Here is a 13,275-nt window from a genome sequence, read left to right as displayed (position 1 = left end):
ATTTTTGTTGGTGACCCCGACCGCAGAGACGAGCCTTGTCAGGCCGGGTGGCGACGATAGTACCGCTGGCGCTGCCCGGTCTGACAAGGCTTGCCGTAGCGGGTCGGGGGTTGAACGAGGGGTTAGGCCGCATTGGCTGCCACTGCGTGGGTCAGATTGGTCCTGGCGCGTGCTTCAAGCTGCTGATGCAGGCTGGGTGTGCTGTAGATCTTCGAGCGGTCGAGGAACGATTGGAGGATCTCCTGCCGCTTCAGGCGAAACAGCCGCTCGGGCACCTGCGCATACTCCTCGCGAATCTGGCGCTCGTACTCGACGAATCTTGGCTCGGAAGCCCCCAGGATCGCCAGATCAATGTCGACCAGGACACGTTCGTCTCGCGTTCGCGGCGCTGCCGTGTGCCGGGTAACCAGGACCAGGTCATGGACTGTGGCGGCAGTTCCGAGTGCGACGCCGGCCTTCAACAGTTCTTCTCGGACCCAGGCGGCACTGCGAGCTTCGTTCTCGCCGCCCTGCAGTTCGTAGACGGCGTCATGAAACCAGAGCGCCATCTCAACTTCAGCCGGCCGATCGGGTGCGTCTCGGACTGATTCGAACAAGCTCAGGCACTCTTCGAGGTGCTGGGCCGTGTGGTACCGGCGGTGAGGTTCGGCGTACGCTGCCAAGACTGTGTTGCGTAGGGCCAAGCCGTCGCCTTGTGCCCGCAACCCGTGCCACGCGCGGCTCCACGATGACTGAAAGAGCGGTTTCAATGCGGCCTCACGAATGGAGCCCGCTGCCACGCGTCCTGCATCCGGGTTTGCGGCAGGAAGCCGCACCCATGACCGTTTGTAGTAACGCCGTCGAGAACCTTGACATCAGCGCGCTGACGACTGGCACTGCCTGGCTTCATCGCGCCGCGTCCGGTGGATTGATGGGTTGTGGTCCGCGTTCACGGCCGAACCTGGCCAAGGCCGGATGGGGAAAGCTTGAACCTTTTGGTTTCCGGCACCGACGGACAGCACAGTGGATCGTTGGGGCCAGGCGACAAGCCATTGACCTCGATGATCCCCTCTGAGATCTTGACCCTCGTGTCATTCAAGCCGCCCTTTCCACCTACCTCGACGGGCGCTGTGACTGGTTGGCTGGAAAGCGCAATCATGTAGCGAACCCAGTTGTTTGAGCAGGTGCCAGGTTTCGCTTGGGAACTCAGGCTCGCGCAAGCCCCTTCAGCCGTATAGATGGCGACAGTGATGCCCCCTTCGTTCTTCACGGTTCGTGCTGCACAATATTCGACAGCCCGCAGCGTGACGATGTGCTGGCGAATGGCCTTCTCGATCTCGACAGGAGCGGCAGGGCAGCTCCCAGCCAAAGCACTCGGAGGAGGTACGAGAAGGAAGAAGATCGCGATGAAGTGTTTCATTGCGAGCCCCAACGTTTGACATGAGCGGCGGCATTCAGGCGGCGAAGCCGGCTGAAAGAGGTTTGCTCGATGGAGGGGTTGGCGGTCAAGCTGCGCCTGCCCCTTGAATCCGCTGCAGAACCCGCAACTTACGGCGGACATGCAGCAGGATTGCCGCGTGAATGGCAACTGCGGTGATGAGACCAACAGCGTGACTCGTTATTGACCCTCCACCCGCACGATCGATCAAAACAAGCGTGACCACTCCCAACGGCAGAAACACGACCAGTGCTGTGCAGAGCCCGGGGTTGTAGCGCCTGAAGATGATGGCATGCACGATGTGCACAACTGCATTGATCAGCACGAGGTGCACCGCAACGAGCGCCCACCCAAGGCTGAACGACATGGCGCCGTACAGGGACAACGCAATGACTCCCCATACGCCGGGGACATTCGTGATGAAGACTGCCAGCGGAGAAAGAACGTCAAGCCCTTTCCCGATCGTCTCGTTGAAGAACAGACGGAACCGATCATGATCGTGCTCCTCGTACTGGTGAACCATGTACGCCGGCAGGAGCAGGAAGGTGGCTGCGAGCGGCGTAGACCAGCCGGCAACCAGCAGCGGGGACAACACGAGCAACAGGATTCCGGCAAGTACGCCGCCGTATACCCAGTACGAGATCAAGCGTTGCAGCATAGTGAAATTTTGTCGGCTAATGTTCGACGTAACCGGTCGGTGGAGGCCGAAGACCGGAGCGAACCTGCCAGCGCAGCTGGCAGGCGATCTGGTTGACGGAGGAGTTGGGCGTCAGGCGATTCATGAGATTTGGTTCTTCGCGCCGTACCATGCGTGCGCCATGAGGCTCTGTAGTTCCATGTCCGGTTGCTCAAGTACCCACGTGGCAATTGATCGCTGGAAGCTCTCGCTGGGTTGGTCGGACAGCACTTGGCGTAGGCAAGCGGCAACCCGATGTTGAATTTCGTTGACCTTGCGGAGCTGCGATGGCTTCTCCAGTTCGTCTGTTGCAACGCGGTAGCTATTTCGACCAGCGATAGTGAGTTCGTGCATCAAAGCGGCCAGAAACAGAGCTTTGCTTCGCTTCCCTTGTGCGACCAGCCAATCGCCCTCGGCCTCAAGTGCGCCATTCATAATGACGCCCAACGAATGAAAAGGTCTTCCCCGTTCAGAGGCTGCGGCCGAAGCCGCGAACGGCAACGAGTGCGATGATGAGATTTCGACGTCACATCAAGACCACGGAAGGGGAAGTCCATGAGCATGGTAAGGGCAGGAATCGATTTTGCCAAGAACGTTTTTGCGGTGCACGGTGTTGATAATAATGGCCAGGCGGTACTGGTCAAGCCGAAGGTGCCGAGGGGGCACTTGCGGGCGTTGATTGCGTAACTGCCAGCGTGCGTGATCGGCATGGAAGCCTGTTCGGGCGCACACCCCTGGGCGAGGCAGTTCCGGCAGTACGGTCACCCCGTCAAACGGATGGCCCCCAAGTTCGTCACTCCCTACCGGATGAGCGGAAAGCGTGGCAAGAACGACGCAGCTGACGCCGCGGCTACCGGTGAAGCCGTCAGCCGGTCGGCCAGGCGGTTCGTCCCGGTCGCCGAATTCGGCAGGGTTCTGTCACAGAAGGTTGCCTGCCTGAGGCGCGCCATCGGTACCCGCCTCCAAGACCTGCCGGGCTACGCCAACCCGTGCGTCGGTGGCCTGCCGGTCCTGGCCGACCCACTCGATCAGCGGATCGAGGAGTACGACCGGCTCATCGGCCAGGCAGTGCGCGACGAAGCGCGCAGCAAATGCCTGATGAAGTGGCAGGGTACCGGACCGATTACGGCCAACGCCCTGCTGGCCAGCATCGGTAACGGTCACGACTTCCAGAACGACCGACAGGTCGTGGCCTGGATTGGCCTGGCGCCGGGGCAATTCAGCAGCGGCGGCAAGGCGCGGCTGGGGCGAATCACCCAGGCCGGCGATGCCTGTCTGCGCAGTCATCTCGTCATGGGCGCGCAGGCTGTGCTCAGCGGCCCTGGCGAGAAGCCGGACCGCTTCGGTCGCTGGGTGCGAAGTCTCGTGCGGCGTCGCGGCTACTGGCACGCGGTCGTGGCGATTGCCGCCAGGTCAGGAGAGCTTCCAGAGGCTTCAGGCCGGCCGCCGGAGCGCGGCGGGCCGTCCGCAGCCGGTCATGGCGTACCCGTGCCGTCGCGGGGCGCTTGGCGCTTGCCAGGCCGGGCAGGTGTCGCGGTCCGCGGCGATCGGAGCGCGCGGCATTCTTCGGGCTGCGGGCCGATGTCCGAAGAGAAGTAGAGCACACACTCGCCGCTTGAGAAGCGGATGCCGAGATGGCGGATGCGGTCGTCGAGCAAAGCCCCGAGAGCAGACACATCGAGCATCGTGACCGAGACATCCCACAGGCGCGCGGTCTGGTCGTCACTGGCGGTGACGACGCGCCGCCCGTCAGGGCTAAAGGCGGCACTCGACACCTGATTGCTGTGGCCGCGCAGCGCTGCAAGGAGCTTGCCGTCGAGGTTCCACAGGCGCGCGGTCTTGTCACTGCTGGCGGTGACGATGCGCCGCCCGTCGGGGCTGAAGGTGGCACTCGACACCTGATTGCTGTGGCCGCGCAGCGCTGCAAGGAGCTTGCTGTCGAGGTTCCGGCGCGCGGTCTTGTCGTCACTGGCGGTGACGATGCGCCGCCCGTCGGGGCTGAAGGCGGCACTCGACACCTGATCGCCGTGGCCGCGCAGCTCGGCAAGGAGCTTGCCGTCGAGGTTCCACAGGCGCGCGGTCTGGTCGTCACTGGCGGTGACGATGCGCCGCCCGTCGGGGCTGAAGGCGGCACTCCACACCCTACCGCCGTGGCCGCGCAGCTCGGCAAGGAGCTTGCCGTCGAGGTTCCACAGGCGCGCGGTCTGGTCGTCACTGGCGGTAACGATGCGCCGCCCGTCGGGGCTGAAGACGGCACTCGACACCCAACCGCCGTGGCCGCGCAGCTCGGCAAGGAGCTTGCCGTCGAGGTCCCACAGGCGCGCGGTCTGGTCGTCACTGGCGGTGACGATGCGCCGCCCGTCAGGGCTGAAGGCGGCACTCCTCACCACAGCGCCGTGGCCGCGCAGCTCGGCAAGGAGCTTGCCGTCGAGGTCCCACAGGCGCGCGGTCTTGTCCTCACTGGCGGTGATGATGCGCCGCCCGTCGGGGCTGAAAGCGGCACTCGACACCCAATCGTCGTGGCCGCGCAGCTCGGCAAGGAGCTTGCCGTCGAGGTCCCACAGGCGCGCAGTCTGGTCGTCACTGGCGGTGACGATGCGCCGCCCGTCGGGGCTGAAGGCGGCACTCGACACCCTACCGCCGTGGCCGCGCAGCTCGGCAGGGAGCTTGCCGTCGAGGTCCCACAGGCGCGCAGTCTGGTCGTCACTGGCGGTGACGATGCGCCGCCCGTCGGGGCTGAAAGCGGCACTCAACACCCAACCGCCGTGGCCGCGCAACTCGGCAAGGAGCTTGCCGTCGAGGTCCCACAGGCGCGCAGTCTGGTCGTCACTGGCGGTGACGATGCGCCGCCCGTCGGGGCTGAAAGCGGCACTCGACACCCAACCGTCGTGGCCGCGCAGCTCGGCAAGGAGCCTGCCGTCGAGGTCCCATACGCGCGCGGTCTGGTCCCAACTGGCGGTGACGATGCGCCGCCCGTCGGGGCTGAAGGCGGCACTCCACACCCTACCGCCGTGGCCGCGCAGCTCGGCAAGGAGCTTGCCGTCGAGGTTCCACAGGCGCGCGGTCTGGTCGTCACTGGTGGTGACGATGCGCCGCCCGTCGGGGCTGAAGGCGGCACTCGACACCTGACTGCCGTGGCCGCGCAACTCGGCAAGGAGCTTGCCGTCGAGGTCCCACAGGCGCGCGGTCTGGTCCCAACTGGCGGTGACGATGCGCCGCCCGTCGGGGCTGAAAGCGGCACTCGACACCCAACCGTCGTGGCCGCGCAGCTCGGCAAGGAGCCTGCCGTCGAGATCCCACAGGCGCGCGGTCTGGTCCGCACTGGCGGTGACGATGCGCCGCCCGTCGGGGCTGAAGGCGGCACTCGACACCTGACCGCCGTGGCCGCGCAGCTCGGCAAGGAGCTTGCCGTCGAGGTCCCACAGGCGCGCGGTCTGGTCCTCACTGGCGGTGACGATGCGTCGCCCATCGGGGCTGAAGGCGGCACTCGACACCCAACCGTCGTGGCCGCGCAGCTCGGCAAGGAGCCTGCCGTCGAGGTCCCACAGGCGCGCGGTCTGGTCCTCACTGGCGGTGACGATGCGCCGCCCGTCGGGGCTGAAGGCGGCACTCGACACCTGACCGCCGTGGCCGCGCAGCGCGGCGCGGGCCGGCAGCAGATCCTCGGCTCGGAACGCCGCTTCGAGGACCGTCGGCGTGGCGCTCACCCTTAGCGCGGCGCGCGCCAGCAGCAGGCTCGTGTCGTGCGCGCCCAGTGCGCGCCGCGATTCTGCCGCGGTGGCCAGCTCGCCGGCACGTGCCTTGCGGGCGTCGTTCTCGGAGGTCTTCTGCAGCTCTTGAGCTTCCAGCTTCGAACGACTTTCGCGACGGGTGGCTGCCTCGGCTTTCTGCTTCGCAATGTTTGCATCATCAGCATTCTCCTTAGCCTCCTGCAAAGCCTTTTCTTTGGCTTCCTGCTCCTCGAGAAGCGCCTGAACATTCTCCTTGAGCTTCTGATTGGTCTCCTCGAGTGTCTGATTGGTTTTCCTGAGCGAGCCTTCAGCCATTTCGGCCCGCTTGAGGTTGTGCTGCCCATCCCGCCACAAGTAAGCCATCACCACGGCCACCACCACAGCGAGCACGGTGAATCCGGTGAGCCGCTTGTTGGCCGCCGTCCAGAAGGTCGGACGGTTCTGTCTCACCCATTCCCGACCGAAGTGTTCGCGATAGAGCTTATTGCGCATGACCAGCCGGCCATCGACCCGTTTGGCAAGGCCGGCGAGGCGCAGGCGGTTGTGTACCGGCGACTGGTCGTCGCAGGGTAGCGGCTTGTTGGCCAGCAGCGCGGAACAGCTTTCGAACAAGGCGCGGCGCTGCTCCTTCGGCGCTTGCATCAGGTAGTTGGCGATGAACTGGAAATGCGGGTCGCCCTTGGTCTGCTCGCCGAGCAGCGAGCGGCGCGCCAGCCGGTCGATGTCGGCGTCGGCGCTCGGCTGGCCGACCAGCAGACCGCACAGCTTGCGCGTCAGGAAGGGCTGGCCGCCGGTCCAGTGGAGCACCCGTTGCAGGACGCGCGGCACGTCGTCCTCCGGCAGGCCGATGGCGGCGACCAGCGGTCGCGCCTGCTCCGGCTCGAAATCGTTCAGTTCGACGCGAACGCCGATGTTGAACGGGGTATGCAAGGGGTCATGGATCAGCTCGGCCGGCGTCGCGACGCCGATCAGCGCGAAGGACAGGCGAGCGAAAGCGGGCTCGATGGCGCGCAGGTTGTGCATCGCCCGAATGGCGGCGAAGAAATCGTCGGTGAAATCGAGCCCGAGCGTCGAATCGATTTCGTCGACGAAGACGACGATGCGGCCGTCAGTTTCCGGCAGGACGACTTCACGGAAATAGGCGACGAAGCCGTCGCCGAGGGTCAGCGTGCGGCGGCGCCGGTCCCACCAGTCGTAGAGATCGGTCGCCGGCGCGCAGGCCGCTTCGATACGGTCGAGAACGCTGAGGTACCAGCGCTCGGCATCGCTGCCTGAGGTGGTGCCGGACGACGACAGGTCGAGGACGGCGATCGTCGTTCCCTCGTCGCGCAGGGCCTGTGAGGCGCGCGCCACGAGGCTCGATTTGCCCATCTGGCGCGAGCTGAGGACGTAGCAGAAGGAGCCCGCGCGGCATAGCTCGAGCAGTTGCCCGTCGGCCGCGCGTTCGACGTAATACGGGTCGTCGGGCGGCAGCGCTCCGCCGGCGTTGGCCAGCCGTGCTTCAGCCATTCAGCACGCGGCCAAAATAGCGCCGGTAGAGTCCGTTGCGGGCGGCGATGCGGCCCTGCCGTTCGACGACCAGACCGCCCTCGATCAGTCGGCGGCGGTGGTCGTCGGCCGCCGGCTGGCTGGCTAGCAGGCGGCGCAGCGAATCGCCGAGGCCGGCGAAGTTGACGCGCGCCAGCAGGGTCCGCAGATGATCGCCGAAGAGCCCGCTCTCCGAATCGGCGTTCCCGTCTTCGACCGGGTACAGCCAGCGGCCTTCGGCGATCTGGTTGAGCGCCAGCCGGGTCAGGAAGGGGTGGCCATGGAGCAGTTCGTAGAACCGCGCCCGGTCGGCCGCGGCGGGGATCGGTGCGCCGTAGCGCGCTTGCAGCGCGTCGACTTCCGGCTCGTCGAAGTCGTCGATCGCTATCGTCGTAGCGACGTTGAACGGCGACTGGTTGAGGTCGGAAATCAGCATCGCCGGTTCGGTGCCAACGACCATCATCAGGTTGAAGGGTGCCCAATGCGGCGGGTTTTTGCCGCGCGCCGCGTTGACCCAGGAGCGCAGCAAGGAGAAGAACGGGCGGCCGCTCTGCTGATCGAGCAGGGTGTCGCATTCGTCGAGGCCGACGACCAGCTTGCGGCCGCCGAGCGCCGGGAAAACTTCGCGTTCCAGATAGCGCGTCGCGCGCGTTCCCGGATCGCGCCGCGCGTTGCTCTCCCAGAACGCGTCTATGCTCGGCGGCAGCGACAACTGGTATTCGATCTCGGCGCAGAATTCGCGCAGCAAGCCATCCGGATCGGCGCGCGTGGCGTCGGAGAAGCGCTGCAGGTCGATGGCGACCACCGCCTGCTCGCTGCGCCGTGCATCGCCGAGCAGGCGGCCGAGCAGCGAACTCTTGCCGACCTGGCGAGGGCCGCGGATGACCAGCGTGAAGGCGTGCGCCCGACACTCGCGGGCCGCCAGCGTGTCGGCGTAGCGCTCGACGTAGTAGGGCGAGTCGGGCATCGCGGCGCCGGCCTGTTCGAGCGGCGCGATCGGGTTGCATGCGGCCGCTGGCCGGCCGGCGGCGCCGTCGCCCGGGCTGGCCGGGGGCACCGTCGGGGAGCGGTGCCAGACGTCCTCTCTGGTGGTCTTGCCGGGTCGTGCGATGGCGTCGAGCAGAGCGGCGGTGAGGCGGTCGGTGTCTTCATGACCGCTCCATGTCGCATGCTGGATGCCGGACAGCGCGGCGCCGAGGTTGTAGGGCAGTTCCCCGGAAAAGGCGACGCGCACCGGCAGGATGCCGTCGGCGATATTGCGCGCCGCTTGCGCGTGCCGCGCGAGGCGAACTTCCTCGGCGACCATTTCGCTGGCCGCCGCCGCGGCCGAGAGCAGGAGCACGAGGTAGTCGCAGGATTCGAGATGCGCCTGGATCGCTTTCGCCCAGGGCTGGCCGACGATCAGGCTGTCCTGGTCGCGGAAGACCCGATGGCCTGCCGCCGCGAGACGGCGATAGAGTTCGCCGGCGAGCGGCTCGTCGAGTTCGGTGCCTCGTTTGTAGCTGATGAATATCGTCGCCATGGGGATTTTTCGGAAAGTCGGAAGGGGTCGTCGATAATTTTGTCACAAGAAAAGACGTGCCGCGCAAGTGGACGTCGCCCACCTTGACCTTCCCCCGAAATTTCGTCTGCCACGGGTGACGTAAGATTGACGTTACTTTTGGAGTGCAAGAGATGAAATTACCGAAGCGAGCCTATACACTGGAATTCAAGGAACTGGCGGTCAAACGGGTCAAAGACGGACAAGGGGTGAGTGCCGTCTGCGAGGAATTGGGGCTGAGCGACCAGATGCTACGCAACTGGGTGAAAGCAGCGGGAGAAGGACGGCTGAACGCGCCGGGGACAAGGATGGTGACGCCGGAGGAAATGGAGCTTTCCCGGCTGCGCACGGAGAATCTGAAACTCAAGCGGGAGCTGAAATCATAAAAAAGCGGCGGCGTATTTCGCCAAGGCAGGCGTTCCAGAAGAAGCTCAAGGAATACGGCATGACCTGCTCGATGAGTCGCAAGGGGAATTGCTGGGATAACGCGCCGACGGAAAGCGGGTTCAACCGCTTTAAGAACGAGCGGATTCATGGCGTCCGCTATGCCTCGCATGCTGAAATGAAGTCCGAAGTCTTCGAGTACATCGAGGTCTTCTACAACCGCAAGCGACAGCATTCAACGCAGGATTATCAAGTCACCAATGGAATTCCTTGACGACTGGAATCAACAACAGAAGGAAAGGCTGGTAGCATGAAATCCGTCCTTACTATGGAAGTCTCGTGAGCGACTCTCGAATCTCTCCTCCCCCCTCGCGGGGGAGGGGTCGGGGGAGAGGGAAACGGTCATGGCTTTCATCATCGGGGGTATCTTGCAAAGTCATGACCGTTTGGCAGACGAAAAACCGAGGGAACCTCACTCAGTATAGGTATATATCCTGCCGCCGCAGTTCACGAAACACCGACGATAGTCCTCTTCGCAGCGCCAGGTGCTTTCGGTAGCCGAACAGTAGCCGCGCTGCTTGTCACACTTCTTGACATCGTCCTTGCTGACGGCACGGGAAGTACATTGACGGTAGTTTGATTCGTTACGCCGTTCACAACCCGCCTTTTCCCACTGGGCCCGCTGCATTTCGTTGCCACGGCAGGTCTCCTGAACACCCGCACAGTGTGTGATGCAGAGGCGGCCCGATTCGGTCGCCGGCAAGACATATTCATAACGCGTGCTCGTGCAGGCAGACATCGTGAGCGTGAACAGGGCAAAGGCCACGATTCTCAGTTTTATGGATTGTCTTCGTCGTGAACACATCCTGAACGTACCCGCTCCGATCAACGTCAGACCTGCTTAAAACCGGGTCATCTAGACGACGGCACCCTCGTCATTGGCGCCTTCGATCTGCTTCTTCGGCCGGATGAACTGCTCGCGCGAGACACCGAGCCACATCACCAGCGGACTGGCCACCAGCACCGAGGAATAGATGCCGAAACAGATGCCGATGGTCAGTGCCAGAGCGAAGTAATACAAGGTCTCGCCACCGAAGAGCAGCATCGACAGCACCATCATTTGCGTCGAGGCATGCGTGATGATGGTTCGCGAAATGGTACTGGTGATCGCGTGGTCGAGCACCTGCGGTGTGGTGAGTCCACGGACTTTCTTGAAGGTCTCGCGGACGCGGTCGAAAACGACGACCGACTCGTTGACCGAGTAGCCGAGGACGGCCAGTACGGCTGCCAACACCGAGAGCGAGAATTCCCACTGGAAAAAGGCAAAGAAACCGAGAATGATGATTACATCATGAAGGTTGGCGATGATCGCCGATACCGAAAAACGCCACTCGAAGCGAAAAGCCAGGTAAACGACGATGCCGATGACTACCAGCAAGAGCGCCAGGGCGCCGTTTTCCGCGAGTTCCTTGCCAACCTGCGGGCCAACGAACTCGACCCGACGCAGCGTCGCACCCGGCGCTTCGGTGGCGAGGGACTGCATCACGGCTTCGCCGATCTTGGCCGTGTTCTGCTCGGCCTTGAGGGGCAGGCGAATCAGAACATCCTGGCTGGAGCCGAAGTTCTGTACCGAGAAATCGGTGTAACCCGCCTTGCCAAGGCCGTCGCGGACTTTTTCCAGATTGGCTGCCTGCGCATAGTTGAGTTCGATCAGTGTTCCGCCCGTGAACTCGACCGAAAGATGCAGGCCACGGCTGAAGAGGAAGAACACTGCCAGCAGGAAGGTCAAGAGCGAGATGACGTTGAACACCAGCGCATGCCGCATGAACGGGATGTCTTTGCTGATCCGGAAAAATTCCATTTGTGTGTGTTCCTATTTGGCCGCGCTGTTGGCCGGTTTCCAGATCTGACCGATGGCCAGCGATTCGACCTTGCGCTGACGGCCGTAGATCAGGTTGATCAACGCCCTTGAGACGACCACCGCCGAGAACAGGGAGGTCAGGATTCCCAGGCAATGCACCACGGCGAAGCCGCGAACCGGCCCGGATCCGAAAATCAGCAGGGCGATGCCGGCAATCAGCGTCGTGATATTCGAGTCGAGGATCGTCCCGAAGGCGCGCTCGTAACCGGTATGAATTGCCGCTTGTGGCGTCGAGCCATTGCGCAGTTCTTCTCGGATCCGCTCGTTGATCAGGACGTTGGCGTCGATCGCCATGCCCAGCGCCAGCGCGATGGCGGCGATTCCCGGCAGAGTCAGCGTTGCTTGCAGCAGGGAGAGGAGGGCGACCAGGAAAAGCAGGTTGGATGCCAGGGCAATCACCGAAACCAGACCAAAGAGCATGTAGTAGGCGATCATGAATGCGGCAATCGCTGCAAACCCCCACATCGTCGACAGAAAACCTTTCTTGATGTTCTCGGCACCGAGGCTCGGGCCGATGGTACGTTCCTCGATGATCTCCATCGGTGCGGCCAGCGATCCGGCACGCAGCAGTAACGCCGTGTCATTGGCTTCCATGGTGCTCATGCGGCCGGAAATCTGCACGCGACCGCCGCCGATCTCGGCCCGGATGACGGGCGCGGTGACGACCTCGCCCTTGCCCTTTTCGACCAGCACGATGGCCATGCGTTTGCCGACATTGTCGCGTGTGATGTCCTTGAAGATACGGGCTCCAGCCGAGTCGAGAGTCAGGTGGACGGCGGGCTCATGGGTCTGGTTGTCGAAACCCGGCTGCGCGTCGGTCAGCCGTTCGCCAGTCAGTACCACCTGTTTCTTGACCAGCAGTGGCATGCCGCCGCGTTCCACATAGAGTTCAGCGCCAAAAGGTGGTTGACCGCCGGCCTGTGCTGCCTCGACGGCGCCGGGGGTGTCGTCGACCATGCGGATCTCCAGCGTTGCGGTGCGGCCGAGAATGTCCTTCGCCTTGGCCGTGTCCTGCACCCCCGGCAACTGTACAACGATGCGGTCGGCGCCCTGCTGGGCGATCACCGGTTCAGCGACGCCGAGTTCGTTGATCCGATTGTGCAGGGTGGTCATGTTCTGCTTGATCGCGAATTCCTGGAGGCGTTTGATCGCTTCGGGCTTGAGCGTGGCGACCAGCTTCAACTCATCGCCCTCTCCCTGGTCAGCCAGGAGCAGGTCGGATTGGTTGTCCTCGAGAGCGATGCGCGCCTTGCTGCGCGTCTCGTTGTCGCGGAAGCGAATCACCACCCGCTCACCTTCACGGAGGATTCCGGCGTGGCGGATGGTCTTGTCGCGCAGTAGCGTGCGCAGATCGCCACTGATTGCATCAAGGCGCTTGGTGATGGCCCCTTTCATGTCGACCTGCAGCAGGAAATGGACACCTCCGCGCAGGTCCAGACCGAGATACATCGGCAAGGCGTGCAAACTGCTCAGCCACTGCGGCGAACTCGACAGCAGATTCAGCGCCACGACATACTGTGGATTACTGGCGTCGGGGTTGAACTGCTTTTCCAGCAGATCTTTCGCTTGCAACTGGGTGTCCGTACTCCGCAGACGCGCCTTGACGCCGTTGCTGTCGAGGAAGATCCCGCTGTGCTCGATACCTGCCGTCTGCAGGGTGCTGGCGACGCGTTCGCGGGTCTTCTCATCCACCTTGAGCGTGGCCTTGGCGCTGGAAACCTGGACCGCGGGTGATTCGCCGAAGAAGTTCGGCAGGGTGTAGACCAGGCCGAAAAGCACTGCGAAGGCGACGATGAGGTATTTCCAGAGCGGATAACGATTCATGGATAGGGAGGCTTGCGGATGCTTGCGTTCAGATGACACGGGCGCGACTTGCAGGACCAGCCGCCCGAGAATGATTAATGTGAAAGTGGCGTCAGCGACTCACGAATCACCCCTCCCCCTTGCGGGGGCGCAGGCGGGGTTTCGCGGAGCACTGCTCCGCGCCGCCGTAGCCGGCCCGCGATGCAGCGCGGGCCGTGGAACGCAGGCGGGGTTTCGCGGAGCACTGCTCCGCGCCGCCGTAGCCGGCCCGCGATG

The 13,275-nt window shown here is 63.7% G+C and carries 10 protein-coding genes and 2 pseudogenes; 3 read left to right on the top strand and 9 right to left on the bottom strand.

Going from position 1 to position 13,275, the window contains the following annotated elements; genetic code table 11:
- Positions 1–122 precede the first annotated feature (122 nt).
- The 4 genes from V5B39_RS19240 to V5B39_RS19225 all read right to left on the bottom strand — a co-directional run bounded on the left by V5B39_RS19240 (position 123) and on the right by V5B39_RS19225 (position 2,528).
- Entirely contained in the window at positions 123–548 is a 426-nt protein-coding gene (locus V5B39_RS19240) for an HD domain-containing protein (RefSeq protein WP_332344473.1), read from the bottom strand.
- A 380-nt stretch (positions 549–928) separates the two neighbouring features.
- The gene (locus V5B39_RS19235; protein WP_332344472.1) at positions 929–1,399 is read right to left on the bottom strand and encodes a hypothetical protein; all 471 of its coding nucleotides are present in this window, start codon (positions 1,397–1,399) and stop codon (positions 929–931) included.
- A gap of 85 nt (positions 1,400–1,484) precedes the next feature.
- Positions 1,485–2,075, bottom strand: a complete 591-nt coding sequence (locus tag V5B39_RS19230; RefSeq protein WP_332344471.1) for an HXXEE domain-containing protein — start codon at positions 2,073–2,075, stop codon at positions 1,485–1,487.
- Between the two features lie 120 nt (positions 2,076–2,195).
- Positions 2,196–2,528, bottom strand: coding sequence for a hypothetical protein (locus tag V5B39_RS19225; RefSeq protein WP_332344470.1), 333 nt, complete (start codon positions 2,526–2,528; stop codon positions 2,196–2,198).
- 120 nt (positions 2,529–2,648) lie between these two features.
- On the opposite strand from V5B39_RS19225, the pseudogene V5B39_RS19220 reads away from it, so the two are divergent.
- Positions 2,649–3,530: pseudogene (locus V5B39_RS19220) on the top strand (transposase); the annotation flags it as partial.
- Positions 3,531–3,568: 38 nt separating this feature from the next.
- Here V5B39_RS19220 and V5B39_RS19215 read toward each other — a convergent pair.
- Positions 3,569–7,333: an AAA-like domain-containing protein gene (locus V5B39_RS19215; RefSeq protein WP_332344469.1), complete on the bottom strand. Its 3,765-nt coding sequence runs from the start codon at positions 7,331–7,333 to the stop codon at positions 3,569–3,571.
- Positions 7,326–8,873, bottom strand: coding sequence for an AAA-like domain-containing protein (locus tag V5B39_RS19210; RefSeq protein WP_332344468.1), 1,548 nt, complete (start codon positions 8,871–8,873; stop codon positions 7,326–7,328). Before V5B39_RS19210 ends, V5B39_RS19215 begins: the two co-directional genes overlap by 8 nt.
- Before the next feature lie 152 nt (positions 8,874–9,025).
- On the opposite strand from V5B39_RS19210, the gene V5B39_RS22290 reads away from it, so the two are divergent.
- Together V5B39_RS22290 and V5B39_RS22285 are read left to right on the top strand one after the other, a co-directional pair.
- Positions 9,026–9,277 carry a transposase gene (locus V5B39_RS22290; RefSeq protein WP_434735727.1) on the top strand — a complete coding sequence of 84 codons (252 nt, stop codon included), beginning with the start codon at positions 9,026–9,028 and terminating at the stop codon, positions 9,275–9,277.
- A 32-nt stretch (positions 9,278–9,309) separates the two neighbouring features.
- Positions 9,310–9,589, top strand: a pseudogene (locus V5B39_RS22285) (IS3 family transposase); the annotation flags it as partial.
- A 158-nt stretch (positions 9,590–9,747) separates the two neighbouring features.
- Here V5B39_RS22285 and V5B39_RS19200 read toward each other — a convergent pair.
- The 3 genes from V5B39_RS19200 to secD form a co-directional block, all read right to left on the bottom strand.
- Positions 9,748–10,101 carry a hypothetical protein gene (locus V5B39_RS19200; protein WP_332344467.1) on the bottom strand — a complete coding sequence of 118 codons (354 nt, stop codon included), beginning with the start codon at positions 10,099–10,101 and terminating at the stop codon, positions 9,748–9,750.
- Positions 10,102–10,191: 90 nt separating this feature from the next.
- Positions 10,192–11,136, bottom strand: coding sequence for a protein translocase subunit SecF (secF, locus tag V5B39_RS19195; RefSeq protein ID WP_332344466.1), 945 nt, complete (start codon positions 11,134–11,136; stop codon positions 10,192–10,194).
- A 12-nt stretch (positions 11,137–11,148) separates the two neighbouring features.
- Positions 11,149–13,020 (bottom strand): protein translocase subunit SecD, encoded by a 1,872-nt coding sequence (gene secD, locus V5B39_RS19190; protein ID WP_332344465.1) that lies wholly within the window; start codon positions 13,018–13,020, stop codon positions 11,149–11,151.
- Between the last annotated feature and the right edge of the window lie 255 nt (positions 13,021–13,275).

Origin of the sequence: Accumulibacter sp., assembly GCF_036625275.1 — a bacterium.
Taxonomy (GTDB): Bacteria; Pseudomonadota; Gammaproteobacteria; order Burkholderiales; family Rhodocyclaceae; genus Accumulibacter.
Note: the sequence above shows the minus strand (reverse complement) of the source record. Positions and strands in the feature narration are given on the sequence as shown.

Excerpts from the sequence above, each read along its gene's own strand:
- V5B39_RS19240 (WP_332344473.1), bottom strand. The coding sequence starts at position 548 with ATGGCGCTCTGGTTTCATGACGCCGTCTACGAACTGCAGGGCGGCGAG.
- V5B39_RS19235 (WP_332344472.1), bottom strand. The coding sequence starts at position 1,399 with ATGAAACACTTCATCGCGATCTTCTTCCTTCTCGTACCTCCTCCGAGT.
- V5B39_RS19230 (WP_332344471.1), bottom strand. The coding sequence starts at position 2,075 with ATGCTGCAACGCTTGATCTCGTACTGGGTATACGGCGGCGTACTTGCC.
- V5B39_RS19225 (WP_332344470.1), bottom strand. The coding sequence starts at position 2,528 with ATGAATGGCGCACTTGAGGCCGAGGGCGATTGGCTGGTCGCACAAGGG.
- V5B39_RS19215 (WP_332344469.1), bottom strand. The coding sequence starts at position 7,333 with ATGGCTGAAGCACGGCTGGCCAACGCCGGCGGAGCGCTGCCGCCCGAC.
- V5B39_RS19210 (WP_332344468.1), bottom strand. The coding sequence starts at position 8,873 with ATGGCGACGATATTCATCAGCTACAAACGAGGCACCGAACTCGACGAG.
- V5B39_RS22290 (WP_434735727.1), top strand. The coding sequence starts at position 9,026 with ATGAAATTACCGAAGCGAGCCTATACACTGGAATTCAAGGAACTGGCG.
- secF (WP_332344466.1), bottom strand. The coding sequence starts at position 11,136 with ATGGAATTTTTCCGGATCAGCAAAGACATCCCGTTCATGCGGCATGCG.
- secD (WP_332344465.1), bottom strand. The coding sequence starts at position 13,020 with ATGAATCGTTATCCGCTCTGGAAATACCTCATCGTCGCCTTCGCAGTG.